10 protein-coding genes are annotated in these 13,190 nt (G+C 70.2%); 5 read left to right on the top strand and 5 right to left on the bottom strand.

Annotated features, from left to right (window positions below):
• Positions 1-18: 18 nt before the first annotated feature.
• The 4 genes from ACF07B_RS03980 to ACF07B_RS03965 form a co-directional block, all read right to left on the bottom strand.
• Positions 19-1,698 (bottom strand): glycoside hydrolase family 13 protein, encoded by a 1,680-nt coding sequence (locus tag ACF07B_RS03980; protein ID WP_392177649.1) that lies wholly within the window; start codon positions 1,696-1,698, stop codon positions 19-21.
• Positions 1,699-1,932: 234 nt separating this feature from the next.
• Positions 1,933-2,841, bottom strand: a complete 909-nt coding sequence (locus ACF07B_RS03975; RefSeq protein ID WP_369484926.1) for a sugar ABC transporter permease — start codon at positions 2,839-2,841, stop codon at positions 1,933-1,935.
• Between the two features lie 13 nt (positions 2,842-2,854).
• Complete coding sequence (locus tag ACF07B_RS03970) at positions 2,855-3,859, bottom strand: carbohydrate ABC transporter permease (RefSeq protein ID WP_369484928.1); 1,005 nt, start codon at positions 3,857-3,859, stop codon at positions 2,855-2,857.
• Between the two features lie 134 nt (positions 3,860-3,993).
• Complete coding sequence (locus ACF07B_RS03965) at positions 3,994-5,271, bottom strand: extracellular solute-binding protein (protein ID WP_362398930.1); 1,278 nt, start codon at positions 5,269-5,271, stop codon at positions 3,994-3,996.
• A 469-nt stretch (positions 5,272-5,740) separates the two neighbouring features.
• Here ACF07B_RS03965 and ACF07B_RS03960 point away from each other — a divergent pair, with 469 nt between their 5' ends.
• Together ACF07B_RS03960 and ACF07B_RS03955 are read left to right on the top strand one after the other, a co-directional pair.
• On the top strand, positions 5,741-6,775 hold the full coding sequence (locus tag ACF07B_RS03960) for a LacI family DNA-binding transcriptional regulator (protein ID WP_369484930.1): 1,035 nt from the start codon (positions 5,741-5,743) through the stop codon (positions 6,773-6,775).
• A 108-nt stretch (positions 6,776-6,883) separates the two neighbouring features.
• Positions 6,884-7,747: a phosphatase PAP2 family protein gene (locus ACF07B_RS03955; RefSeq protein WP_392177648.1), complete on the top strand. Its 864-nt coding sequence runs from the start codon at positions 6,884-6,886 to the stop codon at positions 7,745-7,747.
• Between the two features lie 37 nt (positions 7,748-7,784).
• Here the strand turns inward: ACF07B_RS03955 and ACF07B_RS03950 are convergent, their stop codons facing one another.
• Positions 7,785-10,799, bottom strand: a complete 3,015-nt coding sequence (locus ACF07B_RS03950; RefSeq protein WP_392177647.1) for a bifunctional [glutamine synthetase] adenylyltransferase/[glutamine synthetase]-adenylyl-L-tyrosine phosphorylase — start codon at positions 10,797-10,799, stop codon at positions 7,785-7,787.
• A gap of 146 nt (positions 10,800-10,945) precedes the next feature.
• Here ACF07B_RS03950 and ACF07B_RS03945 point away from each other — a divergent pair, with 146 nt between their 5' ends.
• The 3 genes from ACF07B_RS03945 to ACF07B_RS03935 all read left to right on the top strand — a co-directional run.
• Complete coding sequence (locus tag ACF07B_RS03945) at positions 10,946-11,386, top strand: VOC family protein (RefSeq protein ID WP_392177646.1); 441 nt, start codon at positions 10,946-10,948, stop codon at positions 11,384-11,386.
• 110 nt (positions 11,387-11,496) lie between these two features.
• Positions 11,497-12,384: an alkaline phosphatase family protein gene (locus tag ACF07B_RS03940; RefSeq protein ID WP_392177645.1), complete on the top strand. Its 888-nt coding sequence runs from the start codon at positions 11,497-11,499 to the stop codon at positions 12,382-12,384.
• Position 12,385: 1 nt separating this feature from the next.
• On the top strand, positions 12,386-13,190 hold an 805-nt coding region (locus tag ACF07B_RS03935; protein WP_392177644.1), incomplete at its 3' end, for an MFS transporter.

Here is a 13,190-nt window from a genome sequence, read left to right as displayed (position 1 = left end):
GCACCGCTCACGCGTGGGTCAGGCCGCCCACCACACGGTGGTGTCGGCGGGCAGCTGGGCCTGGCCGTCCTTGGACAGGGTCACCTCGCCGCTGGAGACGAGCACCCGGCCGTACGCGGGAACGGTCACGACCTTGTTCCCCGTGTTCGCGGTGCAGACGAAGTCACCGCGCCGGAAGGCGAGAACACCCTCCGGTGCGGTCAGCCACGTGACACCGTCGCCCGCGCCGAGGTCGGCGCGCTCACGCCGGACGGCGAGCGCGTCGCGGTACAGCTCCAGGGTGGAGCCGGCCACGCCGGTCTGCGCCTCGATGCTCAGCTCGGCCCACTCGGCGGGCTGCGGCAGCCAGCTGCCGCCGTCGCCGAAGCCGTACGAGGAGCCGGCGCGGGTCCACGGGATCGGCACCCGGCAGCCGTCGCGGAAGCCGTCCTGTCCGGCGCCCCGGAAGTAGGCCGGGTCCTGGCGCACCTCGTCCGGCAGGTCGACGACGTCCGGCAGGCCGAGCTCCTCGCCCTGGTACACGTAGGCGGAGCCGGGCAGGGCCAGCATCAGCAGGCTCGCCGCGCGGGCCCGGCGCAGCCCGAGCTCCCGGTCACCGGCGGTGCGGATCTGGGTGCCGAGGCCGGCCTCGTTGGCGAAGCGGGTGGCGTGCCGGGTCACGTCGTGGTTGGACAGCACCCAGGTGGAGGGGGCGCCGACCGGGCGCATCGCGTCGAGCGTGCGGTCGATCACCGCGCGCAGCTCGGCCGCGTCCCAGTGGGAGCCCAGGTACTGGAAGTTGAAGGCCTGGTGCAGCTCGTCGGGGCGCACGTAGTTCGCGGTGCGCTCGACGGTGGGCGTCCACGCCTCGGCGACGAAGATGCGCTCGCCCGAGTACTCGTCGAGGATCGTGCGCCACTGCCGGTAGATGTCGTGCACGCCGTCCTGGTCGAAGAACGGCGTGACATCGTTGCCCAGCAGTTTGAGCTGGTCGCTGTCACCGAGGTCGGGCAGGCCCTCGGCCTTGACCATGCCGTGCGCGACGTCGATACGGAAACCGTCCACGCCCATGTCCAGCCAGAACCGCAGGATCGAGCGGAACTCGTCGCCCACGGCCGGGTGTTCCCAGTTGAAGTCGGGCTGCTCGGGCGCGAACAGGTGCAGGTACCACTCGCCGGCGGTGCCGTCGGGCTCGGTGACCCGGGTCCAGGCGGGTCCGCCGAAGATGGACTCCCAGTCGTTGGGCGGCAGTTCGCCGTTCTCGCCCTTGCCGGGACGGAAGTGGTAGCGGTCGCGCAGCGAGGAGCCGGGGCCCTCGCGCAGCGCGCGCTTGAACCACTCGTGCTGGTCGGAGGAGTGGTTGGGCACGAGGTCGACGATGATGCGCAGCCCGAGACCGTGGGCGTCGCGGATCAGGGCGTCGGCGTCCAGCAGGTTGCCGAACATGGGGTCGACGGCCCGGTAGTCGGCCACGTCGTAGCCGGCGTCGGCCTGCGGCGAGGCGTAGAAGGGGCTGAGCCACACGGCGTCCACGCCGAGGTCGCGCAGGTACGGGAGTCGGGAACGTACGCCCTCCAGGTCGCCCATGCCGTCGCCGTTGCTGTCGGCGAAGCTGCGCGGATAGACCTGGTAGATCACCGCGTCGCGCCACCAGTCGCGATGCGCGGCGACGGTGGCGAGAACGGAGTTCGGGGCCTGGTCGGCGGAGTGCTGGCTCATGGCGTCCTTGATGCGATGAGGGTCCCCGCGTCCGGGCGCTGCCGGGCATGGGGAGGAATTCGGCTGTGGGGGCAGACCCTGCTCACGCGAGGCCGGGAGCACGGGGCGGAAGGCTTCGGGGCGGGGGGAGTGATGAGGCGGCCGCGGTACCGGCGGGGTCGGATGGGCACCGCGGCCGCCACCCGCGCGCGACGAGCGCGCGGGAGACTGGGGCGTTCTGGGCGTCCTTTCGGATCAGCCCTTCGTGCCGCCCGCGGTGAGTCCGGTCACCAGGTTCTTCTGCACGAGGTAGAAGAAGGCGGAGACGGGTATCGCGACCAGCACGGCGGTGGCCGCCATCAGGTTGCGCTGCGCGTCGTGCTCGCTGACGAAGCTCTGCAGGCCGACGGCGAAGGTGTACTTCGAGTCGTCCAGCATGAACGTCGAGGCGAAGGCGACCTCACCGAACGCGGTGATGAAGTTGTAGAAGGCCGCCACCGCGAGACCCGGCTTGGCGAGCGGCAGGATCAGCCGGAAGAAGGTGCCGAAGGGGCTCAGTCCGTCGACCCGGCCGGCCTCGTCGATCTCGAACGGGATGGTGTCGAAGTAGCCCTTGAGCAGCCAGGCGCTGTACGGCACCGCCGTCGAGCAGTAGACGAGGATCAGGCCGAAGTAGCTGTCGATGAGCTGGAGGTCCGAGAGGATCTGGTACATCGGCACGATCAGCACGGCGATCGGGAACATCTGGGTGACCAGCAGGACCCACATGAACTTCTTGTAGCCGGGGAAGCGCATGCGCGAGACCGCGTAGCCGGTGGTGGCCGCGACCATGACGCCGATGACCGTGGTGCCGAGCGACACGATGAGCGAACTCTTCATCCACTCGAAGAAGTTCGTGTGCTGGAGCACGAAGGAGTAGTTGCCGAGCGTCATCGTGTGCCAGATGCGTCCGGGGTGCAGGTAGTCGTCCTGCTCCGGTCCGAGGGACAGGAAGACGAGCCAGCCGATCGGGAACAGCGCGATCAGGCTCGCGACGGTCAGGATGCCGTGGGAGGCCAGCGAGCCGGCGAGGCTGCGCCGACCGCGCCCGCGCGCCGGACGGGGCGGCTCGGCGGACCTGGTGGCCTGGTCGGCCGGAGGCGTCTGCAGTGTGGTGGTACTCATGGAGACTCCTGCCTCAGATCGCGAGCTGCTGGTCATTGCGGTTCAGCCAGCGGCGGTAGAAGGAGGTGAAGACGATCAGGATGGCCAGCAGCAGCATGCCGTAGGCCGCCGACTGAGCGAAGTCACGCGGCTGCTGTCCGAAGCCGAGGTAGTAGGCCCAGGTGACGAGGATCTGCGCGTCCGGCGCCGTGCTGCCGAACAGCAGGAAGATCACGGCGAACTGGTTGAACGTCCAGATGATGCCGAGGAGCACGACGGTGGAGCTGACCGACCTGAGACCCGGCAGGGTCACGAAGCGGAACTGCTGCCACTTGTTCGCGCCGTCCATCTCGGCGGCCTCGTACAGCGTCCCGTCGATGGACTGGAGTCCGCCGAGCAGCGAGACCATCATGAACGGGACACCGCACCAGGTGTTGACCATGATGGCGGCGAAGCGCTGCCAGAAGGTGTCCTCCAGCCACGAGGGCGCCGGCAGGTGCACCGCGTCGAGCATGGAGTTGATGATGCCGCCGTCGGCGAGCATGAAGCGCCAGCCGAAGACGGTGACGAAGGTCGGCACGGCCCAGGGCAGCACCAGGATCAGCCGGTAGACCGTGCGGCCGCGCAGCTTCTGGTTGAGCAGCAGCGCGAGGCCCAGGCCGACGCAGTAGTGCAGGGCGACACAGATGGCGGTCCAGGCGATGGTCCAGATGAAGTGCGACCAGAAGCGGTCGTACGACGTCGGACCCCACAGGATGTCCTTGTAGTTGTCCAGCCCGATGAACTTGTAGGTGGCGTCGATGTGGTTGACGCCGATCGTGCGGGCCGAGTTGAGGCTGTTGGCGTCCGTCAGCGTCAGATAGAGGCCCCGTACCAGGGGATAGAGCACCAATCCGCCGAGTACGACGACGACCGGGGCGATCATCGCGTACGCGTACCAGTACTTCTGGTACGAGTGCTTGAGACGCTGCATCCGGCCGGGACGCGGTGCTCGGTCACCGCGGCGCTTGCCGGTCGCGCGGTCGATGGCGACTGTCATGGTTCGACACCTTCTGCAAGATCAGGAGTTGGGCGCACACAGCCGGTGGCCGCCGGTTCCGTTCCCCCGGTTCTCGGGGGTCCCCCCGGCCCGACCGAGGTCGGGCCGGGGAAGGATCCGGCGGCCACACGGGCTCACTTGCTGAAGTCCGGGACCAGCTTCGCGATCGCCAGTTCGGCGTTGCTCAGGCCCTTGTCCAGGGACTCCTTGCCACCCGCGATCTTGGGCAGCTCGGTGTCGAGCGGGCCCCACAGGGAGCCGTACTCGGGCAGCGCCGGGCGCGGCTGGGCGGCGGGGAGGACGCCCTGGTAGCCGGCGATGCCCGGGTCGGCCTTGACCTCGGCGGTGTAGGCGTCGTCACGCGTCGGCAGCGTGGAGTTCTTGAGGGCGATCGTCGCCTGCGACTTCGCGGAGGTCATGAAGTTGACGAACTTCAGCGACGCGGCCTGGTGGGCCTTGTCCGAGCCGGCGTAGACCGAGAGGTTGTGGCCGCCGGTCGGGGCGCCCGCCTTGCCGGTGGAGCCGGCCGGGACGGTCGCGATACCGAGGTTCGCCTTGTCCGAGAACGCCGAGCCCTTGTAGAAGTTGGTGATCTCCCACGGGCCCTGGATGATCGAGGCGACCTTGCCGTTGACGAAGGCGTCCTGGATGTGGGCGTACGCGTCGGCGGTGGTGTCCGCCTTGTGCAGGCCCTTGCCGGAGAACAGACCCTGCCAGGTACCGAACGCCTTCTTCGCCTCGGCCGAGTTGACCGTGATCTTCTTCGCGTCGGCGTCGACGGTGTTGGTGCCCTCGCCGTAGAGGAAGGACTGCGCGTAGTAGGCCTGGGTCGAGCCCCAGTAGCCGTCGACGCCCGTCTTCTTCTTAATCGTCGCGGCGGCGGTCTTCAGGTCGGCCCAGGTCTTCGGGGCCTCGGTGATGCCGGCCTTCTTGTACAGCGCCTTGTTGTAGACGAGCGCGAGGGTGTCGGTGACGAACGGCACACCGTACGTCTTGCCGTCGAACTTGGCCTGCTCGATCAGGTTGGGCTGGAACTTCGCCTGGTCCGCGAGGGCCGCGGTGCCGTCGAGCGGCAGGAAGTAGCCCTTCTTCGCGAAGGCCGGGGTCCAGCCGACCTCGGAGCGCAGGATGTCCGGGGCGCCGGAGGCACCGGCGGCCGTGTCGAACTTGTTCTGCGCCTGGTCGAAGGGCACGTTGACGTACTTGACCTTGATGTTCTTGTTGGCGGCCTCGAACTCCTTGGCCAAGGCCTTGTACGTCGGCGCCTCATTGGTGGCGTTGGACGTGTCCCACCACGTGATGGTGACCGGCCCGCTGGCCTTGTCGCTGCTGTCACTGCCGCTGCCGCCGCAGGCCGTCGCCGCGAGGGCGAAAGATGCCACCAGCGCACTGGCCGCTATGCCACGCCGCATGAGTTCTCCTTGAGGGTGAAAGCCCGAGTAGGTGGGGAACCGGTCCCGCCCGGTCCCCTTGCCGACTTGCCGACTGCGCCGTTGCGTCCGCCGGGCGACTGGAACGTAACAGCGATGTAAGCGGCGCGAAAGGTCTTGCAGCAAAAAAGTGAAAGACCTAACGACAGTTATGCTGCCGTGACCTCGTGGCGACCGTCCCGAAACCCTGCTACCAGGCCGCTCAGCGGACATACGGACGTCTGTGCAAGACTCTGCAAGCTCTTGCCACGGATGTCGCATACGGGGATCATCGGCCGCCAGTGCCTTGCAGGAGCCACCCCTTTCCCGCGCGGCGCACGCACGGGACACCGAGCCGACCAGAACACGAGGGAGCGCGATGACGCAGCAGCCCGGAGCGGGCCGATCAACCGCCCGCACACGGCGTCTGGTTGGTGGGCAGGGTGAGATGCGACCGGTACAGTCCAATCCTGTGACCACACGGCTTGCCGACATCGCAGCCCAGGCGGGGGTCAGTGAGGCGACTGTCAGTCGCGTCCTGAACGGGAAGCCGGGCGTCGCCGCGACCACGCGGCAATCCGTCCTGGCCGCGCTCGACGTACTGGGCTACGAGCGCCCGGTGCGCCTGCGGCAGCGCAGCGAGGGCCTGGTGGGCCTCATAACCCCCGAGCTGGAGAACCCGATATTCCCTGCCCTCGCGCAGGTGATCGGACAGGCCCTGACGCGCCAGGGCTACACCCCCGTGCTCGCGACCCAGACTCCGGGCGGTTCCACCGAGGACGAGCTGACCGAGATGCTGGTCGACCGCGGGGTCGCCGGCATCATCTTCGTCTCCGGCCTGCACGCCGACACCTCGGCCGACATGCAGCGCTACGAGCAACTCCGCGGCCGCGGTGTCCCCTTCGTCCTGGTCGACGGCTTTTCGCCCAAGGTGCAGGCGCCGTTCATCTCGCCGGACGACCGCGCCGCGATGGCTCTCGCGGTCACCCACCTCGCCTCCCTCGGGCACACCAGCATCGGACTGGCCCTCGGCCCCAAGCGGTTCGTGCCGGTGCAGCGCAAGATCGAGGGCTTCGTGCGCTCGATGCAGGAGCAGCTGAACCTGACCCCGGCGGACGTCGAGGAGCGACTGGTCCAGCACTCTCTGTACACCCTGGAGGGCGGCCAGGCCGCCGCGAGCGCGCTCATGGACCGCGGCTGCACGGCGATCGTCTGCGCCAGCGACATGATGGCCCTCGGCGCGATACGGGCGGCACGTCAGCGCGGTCTGGAGGTCCCCACGGACATCTCGGTCGTGGGGTTCGACGACTCGCCGCTGATCGCCTTCACCGACCCGCCGCTCACGACGGTCCGCAAGCCGGTACCCGCGATGGGCCAGGCCGCGGTGCGCACGCTGCTGGAGGAGATCGGCGGCACGCCCGCGCCGCACAGTGAATTCGTCTTCATGCCCGAACTCGTGGTGCGCGGTTCGACCGCTTCTGCCCCTGGGGACCGGAATCGTCCCTGAGCAGGACGACAAAGGGGGCGTAGCACTCCCACAGGTGTAGAAAGTGCGGCCAGGACCCGACCGGAGCATCATCGGTGAGGGAAGGCTTTTCTGGCAGACTCTGTGCCTATGGGTGATTCGACCGTGACGACACTGGAAGGCCGGGAACAGGCCACTCCACAGCCCGTCGCGGAGGAGAAGGCGGGGAACGGACTCCTGCGTCGTATGCGGGCCCCCCGTCGCCCCCGCGTCTGGTTCGAAGTCCTGCTCATCGCCATGAGCTACTGGACGTACTCGCTGATCCGCAACGCGGTACCGGAGCAGAGACACGAGGCCCTCCGCAACGCGGACTGGATCTGGCGGATGGAACACCACCTCGGCGTCGCCGTCGAGGAATCCGTCAACCACGCGGTGAACTCGGTCGGGTGGCTGATCATCGGGATGAACTACTACTACGCGACCCTGCACTTCGTGGTGACACTGAGTGTTCTGGTCTGGCTGTACCGCTGTCATCCCGGCCGCTACGCGGCGGCCCGTCTCGCACTCTTCGCCACCACGGTGGTCGCGCTCGTCGGCTACTACTTCTTCCCGCTGGCGCCACCCCGTCTGATGACCGGCAGCACCTTCGTCGACACGGTCACGGTCCACCAGACCTGGGGCTCGATGGCCTCCGGCGACCTGAAACACATGTCCAACCAGTACGCGGCGATGCCGTCCATGCACATCGGCTGGTCCCTGTGGTGCGGGCTGAGCGTCTTCGCGCTGGCCAAGGCTCCCTGGGCGCGCATCCTCGGTGTGCTCTACCCGGCGGCCACCCTTGTGGTCATCGTCGCCACCGCCAACCACTTCTGGCTGGACGCGGTGGGCGGCGCGCTCTGTCTCGCCTTCGGCTTCCTGGTGGCCCGCATCTGGTACGGCGCGCTGCCGTACACGCTGCCGCAGTGGGTGCCGGGGACGCGCGGGTCACCGACGGTCCTGCGCGTGAAAGCCTGAACGATGTACGGAAGAGGGCCCGGACGACACCGGGCCCTCACGTTCGGTGACCGCCCGTGGCACCGTAGAACAGTTCGTCCACCACGGCCCGGGCCCGGCGGGTGGTACGCCGGTAGTCGTCGAGCATGTCTCCGACGTGCCCCGGGTCGTACCCGAGGTAGCGGCCCACGGCGGCCAGCTCCCGCCCGTCCGAGGGGAAGGTGTCGCCTGCCCTGCCCCGCACGAGCATCACGGCGTTGCGCACCCGGGTGGCCAGCACCCAGGCCTCGTCCAGCGTCGCCGCGTCCTCCGTCGACAGCAGTTCCGCCGCGCGCGCCGCGGCCAGTGCCTGGCGGGTCCGGGTCGTGCGCAGGCCCGGCTCGGCCCAGCCGTGCCGGAGCTGGAGGAGCTGAGCCGTCCACTCCACGTCGGAGAGACCGCCGCGCCCCAGCTTGGTGTGCAGGGTGGGGTCGGCGCCGCGCGGCATCCGCTCCGACTCCATCCGGGCCTTCAGCCGCCGGATCTCCCGTACGGCCTCCTCACCCAGACCCTCCGCCGGATACCTGAGCGGGTCGATCAGCTCGATGAACCGGCTCCCCAGGTCCAGGTCCCCGGCCACGACCTCCGCCCGCAGCAGCGCCTGCGACTCCCACACCAGCGACCAGCGCCGGTAGTACGCCTCGTACGACTTCAGTGTCCGCACCAGCGGCCCGGACTTCCCCTCCGGCCGCAGATCCGCGTCGATCAGCAGCGGCGGATCCGCGCTGGGGAGCTGGAGCAGCCGCCGCATCTCGGACACCACGGAGTTCGCGGCCCGCGCCGCCTCCTGCTCGTCCACGCCCTCGCGGGGCTCGTGCACGAAGAGCACGTCCGCGTCGGAGCCGTAGCCGAGCTCGTGGCCGCCGAAGCGGCCCATCCCGATCACCGCGAACCGGGTGGGCAGGGTGTCGCCCCAGCCGTCGCGCACCACGGCCCGCAGGGTGCCCGCGAGCGTCGCCGCCGTCAGGTCCGAGACCGCTCCGCCGACGAGGTCGACCAGCGCCCCCTGATCGGCGACCGCCGGCGTCTCCTCGGTCCCGTACGAGGCGACGATGTCCGTCGCGGTGATACGGAACAGCTCCCGGCGCCGGACACCGCGGACGACGGTCACGGCCTGCTCGCCGCCGTCGGCCCGCCGCACCGCGGCGAGGATCTCCTGCTCCAGCTGGGCACGGCCGCGCGGTTCGAGGCCGCCGCTCTCCCCGTCACCCAGCAGGGCCACCGCCTCCGGCGCGCGCATCAGCAGGTCGGGGGCGAGCCGGCCCGCCGACAGCACCCGCGCGAGGTTCTCCGCGGCGGCGCCCTCGTCCCTCAGCAGCCGCAGATACCAAGGGGTCTTGCCCAGCGCGTCCGACACCTTGCGGAAGTTGAGCAGACCGGCGTCGGGGTCGGCCGAGTCCGCGAACCAGCCCAGCAGCACGGGGAGCAGGGTCCGTTGGATGGCGGCCTTGCGGCTGACCCCGGAGGCCAGCGCCTCCAGGTGACGCATGGCGGCCACCGGATCGGCGTACCCGAGGGCGACCAGCCGCTCCTTGGCCGCGGCCGGGCTCAACCTGGCCTCGCCCGGGGCCAGTTGAGCGACCGCGTCGAGCAGCGGCCGGTAGAACAGCTTCTCGTGCAGCCGCCGGACCATGGCCGCGTGCCGCTTCCACTCCCGGTTCAGTTCCTTGACCGGGTCGACCCGCAGCCCGAGGGACCGTCCGATCCGGCGCAGATCGGCCTCGTCCTGCGGCACCAGATGCGTGCGGCGCAGCCGGAAGAGCTGGATGCGGTGCTCCATCGAGCGCAGGAAGCGGTAGGCCTCGTCGAGCTGTACGGCGTCGGCGCGCCCCACGTATCCGCCCGCGGCGAGTGCCTTCAGGGCGTCGAGGGTGGTGCCGCTGCGCACGGTCGTGTCGGCCCGTCCGTGCACCAGCTGGAGGAGCTGCACGGCGAATTCGACGTCCCGGAGTCCTCCGGGGCCGAGCTTCAGCTCCCGTTCGATCTCGGCGGCCGGGATGTTCTCCACCACCCGGCGCCGCATCTTCTGCACATCGGCGACGAAGTTCTCCCGCTCGGCGGCGTGCCACACGAGCGGGGCCAGGGTGGCGACGTACTCCTCGCCCAGCTCCAGGTCCCCGGCCACCGGGCGGGCCTTGAGCAGCGCCTGGAACTCCCAGGTCTTGGCCCACCGCTGGTAGTAGGCGAGATGACTGCTGAGCGTCCGCACCAGGGGGCCGTTGCGTCCCTCGGGGCGCAGATTGGCGTCGACCGGCCAGATGCTGCCCTCGACGGTCGTCTCCGAGCAGATCCGCATCATGTGCGAGGCGAGCCGGGTGGCCGCCTGCACGGCCTTGGCCTCGTCGGCGCCTTCGACCCCCTCCCCGACGAAGATCACGTCGACGTCGGACACGTAGTTCAGCTCGTGTCCCCCGCACTTGCCCATCGCGATGACGGCGAGCCGGCACAGCGCGGCGTCGTCGGGCGCGGCGGCCACGGCGACGGCGAGCGCCGCGCGCAGGGTCGCGGTGGCGAGGTCGGCGAGTTCGGCGGCGGTCTGGGCGAGGTCGATGGTGCCGCACACGTCGCGCGCGGCGATGGAGAGCAGGCAGCGGCGGTAGGCGACGCGCAGGGAGACGGGGTCGGTGGCGTCCGCCAGTCCCCGTTCGAACTCCTGGACCCCGGGATGCAGGTCCCGCGCCTCGTAGGTGACGAGGGTCTGCCAGTCGTGCGGATGCCGGGCGAGGTGGTCGCCGAGCGCGGCGGAGGCTCCGAGCACTCCGAGCAGCCGGTCCCGCAGCGGTTTGGACGCGATCAGCGTGTCGAGGAGCTCCCGCTGGGCGGGGTCGCCGTCCTGCGCCTCGACGAGCCGGACGAGTCCGAGGAGGGCGAGGTCGGGGTCGGCGGTGGCGCCGAGCGCGTCCAGGAGGACGGGGTCGGACCGTACGGGTGCCAGTTCGGGACCCTCCAGGAGCCCCTCGGCCGCGGACGGATCGGTGAAGCCGTGCCGCAGCAGCCGCGTGAAGATACTGCCCCTGCGCCCCGGCGCCGTCATCCCGGCCTCCTGTCGGATCGGACTCCACGGACCATCGGATCACGGTCGTGCGATGCGAGCCTAACCCCGGCCCCCAGGGTGGCGCCCCGCGCCGGTCTGGGCTTCTGTGGACAGAGCCATGAGCCGTCCGACAAGGGAGTCAAGCCATGGACATGACCCTCGAAGTGATCCTGCTGCCGGTCTCCGACGTGGACCGGGCCAAGGAGTTCTACCGGGACAAGGTCGGCTTCCATGTCGACCTGGACGGGGAGGTGATGGAAGGGGTGCGGATCGTTCAGCTGACGCCGCCCGGGTCCGGGTGTTCGATCGCGCTCGTCGACGGGCTCGAGGTCCCGACGGGGACGCCGCGGCCGGGGACGTACCACGGGATGCAGCTGTGCGTGACGGACGCCAAGGCGGCGTACGAGGAGCTCACGGCCCGGGGGCTCGAGGTCAGCGAGCCGGTGGAGTTCGCGCCGCGGGACGGTGCCACGTTCATGTACTTCAAGGACCCGGACGGGAACGGGTGGGCGATCCAGGAGTACCGGCGGCGGGCGACGGAGCCGCTGCACCGGCTGCTGAGCGAGCTCGCCGCCCAGCGGCAGTAGTTCATCCGCTCTTCATCCCTCCGGTTGGGCGACGTGGGGGGAGGGAATCTTGGCGTGTGCATGCTCTGTCCGCACCGCCACCGTCGCCTCTCCCCCACCGGAGGTCTGAAGTGTCCGGCAGAAACGTGTACCGCCGCAGTCGTGCCGTCGTGGCATCGGCCCTCGCCTTCACCGCGGCCGCGGTCGGGCTGTGGACCGGGTTCGCCGGCTCGTCCCCCGCCCGCGCCGCGGCCGCGGTCCCGACCCCGGACCACGTCGTCGTCGTGGTCTTCGAGAACCACGCGTACAGCCAGGTGATCGGCTCCTCCAGCGCCCCGTACATCAACTCGCTCAGGACCGGCGGGGCCAACCTCTCCCAGACGTACGCCGAGACGCACCCGAGCCAGCCCAACTACTTCGCCCTGTTCTCCGGCTCCACCCAGGGCATCACGGACGACAGCTGCTACACACCCGGCTTCTCCTCCGCCCCCAACCTCGCCTCCGAGCTGATCGCCGCGGGCAAGACCTGGGGCAGCTACAACGAGACGCTGCCCAGCCAGGGTTCGACCACGTGCAGCAGCGGGAACTACGCCCGCAAGCACAACCCCTGGTTCGGCTTCGGCAACGTCCCGACGTCCAGCGCCAGGACGTTCGCCCAGTTCCCGACGGACTACACGACGCTTCCGCAGGTCTCCTTCGTGGTCCCGAACCTGTGCAGCGACATGCACGACTGCTCGGTGTCCACCGGTGACACCTGGCTGAAGAACAACCTCGGCGCGTACGCCACCTGGGCCAAGACCCACGACAGCCTGCTCGTGGTCACCTTCGACGAGGACAACCGGCTCGCCGGCAACAGGATCCCGACCGTGCTGTACGGCCAACCGGTGACCGCGGGTTCCTCCTCCGCCACCACCTACAACCACTACGACCTGCTGCGCACGCTGGAGGACATGCACGGCCTCACGCACGCGGGCAACGCGGCCTCCGCCAAGGACGTCACGGGCATCTGGACGTCCTGACATGTACGTAGCGGACAGCCGCGCCGGTACACCGGAGACAGCGGCGGCGTCCGCGGAGAGCGCCGCCCGGCCCCGCGCCGGGCGGCGCCTCACCGCGGTCGGGCCCACGGTGCTGGCCCTCGGCACGGTCAGCCTGATCACCGACGTCTCCTCGGAGATGGTGACGGCCGTCCTGCCCCTGTACCTGGTGGCGGGCCTCGGCCTGTCCCCCCTCGGCTTCGGGCTCCTCGACGGGATCTACAACGGCTTCTCGGCCCTGGTCCGCCTGGCCGGGGGGCATCTCGCCGACCGGGGCGGCGGCCGCCACAAGTGGGTGGCGGGTGCCGGATACGCCCTCTCGGCCCTCTGCAAACCGCTGCTCCTGGTGGCCCAGACCCTGACCCCCATCGGCCTGGTCCTCGCCGCCGACCGCACCGGCAAGGGCCTGCGCACCGCCCCGCGCGACGCCCTGATCTCCCTGTCGAGCGGCCCCGAGACCCGCGGCCGCGCCTTCGGCGTCCATCGCGCGATGGACACGGCGGGCGCCCTGCTGGGCCCGCTCGTCGCCTTCCTCATCCTCCGGACGACCGTCGACGGCTACGACGCGGTGTTCACGGTGAGCTTCTGCGTGGCCGTCGTGGGCGTCCTGGTCCTGGTCCTGTTCGTGCCGGGCGGCCCGGCCGCGCGGGCCACGCGTACGGCGTCGGGGGGGGGGGGCCCCCCCCCCCCCCCCAAGCCCATGACCCTGCCCGGGCCCGTGGCCGGGCCGACCCCCCGGCCGGGGGGCGGGGCCGCCCCCCCCCCCACCCCCGGCCCCCCGGGGCCCG

It is taken from the genome of Streptomyces sp. NPDC015532, assembly GCF_043078065.1.
Classification (GTDB): domain Bacteria; phylum Actinomycetota; class Actinomycetes; order Streptomycetales; family Streptomycetaceae; genus Streptomyces.
Note: the sequence above shows the minus strand (reverse complement) of the source record. Positions and strands in the feature narration are given on the sequence as shown.

What these genes read in the sequence shown, in the direction of transcription:
- ACF07B_RS03980 (WP_392177649.1), bottom strand. Translation starts at nt 1,698, where the DNA reads ATGAGCCAGCACTCCGCCGACCAGGCCCCGAACTCCGTTCTCGCCACC.
- ACF07B_RS03975 (WP_369484926.1), bottom strand. Translation starts at nt 2,841, where the DNA reads ATGAGTACCACCACACTGCAGACGCCTCCGGCCGACCAGGCCACCAGG.
- ACF07B_RS03970 (WP_369484928.1), bottom strand. Translation starts at nt 3,859, where the DNA reads ATGACAGTCGCCATCGACCGCGCGACCGGCAAGCGCCGCGGTGACCGA.
- ACF07B_RS03965 (WP_362398930.1), bottom strand. Translation starts at nt 5,271, where the DNA reads ATGCGGCGTGGCATAGCGGCCAGTGCGCTGGTGGCATCTTTCGCCCTC.
- ACF07B_RS03955 (WP_392177648.1), top strand. Translation starts at nt 6,884, where the DNA reads ATGGGTGATTCGACCGTGACGACACTGGAAGGCCGGGAACAGGCCACT.
- ACF07B_RS03950 (WP_392177647.1), bottom strand. Translation starts at nt 10,799, where the DNA reads ATGACGGCGCCGGGGCGCAGGGGCAGTATCTTCACGCGGCTGCTGCGG.
- ACF07B_RS03945 (WP_392177646.1), top strand. Translation starts at nt 10,946, where the DNA reads ATGGACATGACCCTCGAAGTGATCCTGCTGCCGGTCTCCGACGTGGAC.